Annotated in this window: 3 protein-coding genes; all 3 read right to left on the bottom strand. The window is 64.0% G+C overall.

Annotated elements, in window-relative coordinates; all coding sequences use genetic code 11:
- A partial coding sequence (locus tag WCA53_RS31345) for a PTS sugar transporter subunit IIA (RefSeq protein WP_423920769.1) occupies nt 1-608 on the bottom strand: 608 nt, incomplete at its 3' end.
- 13 nt (nt 609-621) lie between these two features.
- The gene (locus WCA53_RS31350) at nt 622-1,629 is read right to left on the bottom strand and encodes an SIS domain-containing protein (RefSeq protein ID WP_423920777.1); all 1,008 of its coding nucleotides are present in this window, start codon (nt 1,627-1,629) and stop codon (nt 622-624) included.
- Nucleotides 1,622-2,497, bottom strand: an 876-nt coding sequence (gene nagA / locus WCA53_RS31355) for an N-acetylglucosamine-6-phosphate deacetylase (RefSeq protein ID WP_423920772.1), incomplete at its 5' end; no start/stop codon positions are given. The genes nagA and WCA53_RS31350, both read right to left, overlap by 8 nt.

Genomic DNA, 2,497 nt, shown 5'->3' on the forward strand with positions numbered 1-2,497 from the left:
GGTCGCGCATGCAGGCCGCCGGCATGGCCGAGCGTCACGTTGCGGCGAGCTTCCTCGGTGAAATTCGAATCGCTGCGGGCCGCGTCGGCTTTCGCGCCATTCTTCGCGCGCAATACGAGCAAGCGGCTCACCCCAGCCGTCAACATGCCCTGACCGGCGCGTTCCACGACTTCGAACGCATCGCTGTTCGCCACCGCGATCACGGACACTAGACTCGGCGCGTTTTGTGCAACGTGATCGGCATCGAATTCGATCAGCACCTGCCCTGCGTGCACGCTTGCGCCCTGCTCGACTTTCGGCGTAAAGCCCCGGCCAGCCAACTCGACCGTATCGATACCAATATGCACCAGGATCTCTGCGCCCTGCGGCGTGCGCAAAGTGACCGCGTGGTTCGTGCGCGCGAGATGGGTGATCACGCCGTCGCACGGCGCGAGCAGCTCACCGGTCAGCGGATCGATACCAATGCCGTCGCCGAACATGCCTTCCGCGAACACGGGATCGGGGATCTGGGCGAGCGGCACCATCGGGCCGGTGAACGGCGCAAGTAAAACGAAATCGCCAGAGTTTTCAGGGGAATTATTCAACAGGGACTCCTCAGCACGACGCATCGGTGACTCTCGATTAACGGGTTTCGGTGACTTTCGCCAGATGGCGCGGCGCGTCGGGATTGCGCCCGCGCGCGGCAGCCAGGCTGTCTGCCATCACATAAAAGGACAGGATCGCGGCGATTGGGTCCAGCGCGAAATGCGCGGTTTCCACCAACGGCAAATTCGCTTCGGGAACATCGGCCGGAGCCGCGAGCAACACGCGTGCTCCGCGCGCGCGCATGTCGCGGGCGAGCTGGATCAAACCCGCCTGCTCCGGTCCACGCGGTGCGAACACGAGCAGCGGATAATCCTCGCCGATGATTTCCATCGGACCATGCCGCACTTCCGCGCTCGAAAACGCTTCGGCCTGAATGCCCGACGTTTCCTTCAACTTGAGCGCCGCTTCTTGAGCGATCGCGAGACCGAGGCCGCGTCCGATCACGATCATCTTGTCGACGTTCTTCAGCTCATTGACAGCATGCGACCAGTCGAGCTTGCCCGCAGCGCGCAATGCATCCGGGAGCGTCTTCAGCGCAGCCAATAGTTCGGCATCCTTCTGAACGTGCGCAATCACGATGGCCGACAGTGACAACATGGCGATATAGCTTTTCGTCGCGGCCACTGACAGTTCCGGCCCGGCCAGCAGCGGCAGGTGCCATTCGCAAGCATCTGCAAGCGGCGATCCGGGCGCGTTGACCGCAGCGACGGTCAGCGCGCCAGCGGAGCGCAGCGCCTGCATCGTGCCGATCAAATCCGGGCTCTTGCCCGACTGCGAAAACGCGACGGCCAACTGACCCCTTACGCGCAACGGCGCTTGCTGCAAGGTCGCGACCGACATGGGCAACGACGCGACCGGCACGCCGATACGGCTCATTGTCAGGCCAGCGAAATAACTGGCGGCGTGATCGGACGAACCGCGCGCAACCGTTAGCGCGACATGACGCGGCTCTTCGGCGAGCCGCGCGGCGAGTGCTTCGATGTGGGAGGTATCGGCTAACTGGGCGGCCACGACATCGGCGGACGCGAGCGCCTCTTCAAGCATATTCGACAATTGATTCACCCTCGACATAGGTTGCCGTCAACGCGAGTTCGCGATCGAACACGACGAGATCCGCCCACGCACCACGCGCGATACGGCCTCGGTCTTCGAGACCGAGATAATCGGCGGCGTAGCGTGACAGGCGATTGGAAACGTCAGCCATCGGCAAGCCGATGGAGACAAGATTGCGCAGCGCCTGATCCATGGTCAGCGTGCTGCCGGCCAGCGTGCCGTTGGCCAGGCGCACGCCGCCCATGCACTTCGTGACGTGCTGGCTGCCCAGGCGATATTCACCGTCAGGCATACCGGACGCCGACGTGCTGTCGGTGACCACGTACAGGCGAGGAATGGCGCGTAACGCGGCACGGATCGCGCCGGGGTGGACGTGCAAGAGATCGGGAATGAGTTCAGCGTATTCGGCGTGTGCGAGGGCAGCGCCCACCATGCCGGGATCGCGATGATGTAGCGGCGACATCGCGTTAAACAAGTGCGTGAAACCGCGTGCGCCGTGCCTGAGCGCATTGACGGCGTCGTCATAGGTGGCGAGCGAATGGCCCAACTGAACACGCACGCCGCGCGCCGCCATTGCCTTGATCACGTCCAGATGGCCGGCGATTTCCGGCGCGATCGTCACGACGCGAACCGGCGCCAGCGATAGATATTCCAGCACTTCATCGAGCACGGCAACCGCAGCCGCATCAGGCTGCGCACCGAGCTTGCCGGGATTGATGTATGGACCTTCCAGATGCACGCCGAGCACGCGCGCGCCGCCCGGAGCGCGCTGCCTCGCATGCTCGCCCAGACCGGCGACCACAGCCATCAGTTGGTCCCGAGGCGCGGTCATGGTGGTGGCGAGCATGCTGGTGGTGCC

Source organism: Caballeronia sp. (assembly GCF_049581465.1).
Lineage (GTDB): Bacteria > Pseudomonadota > Gammaproteobacteria > Burkholderiales > Burkholderiaceae > Caballeronia.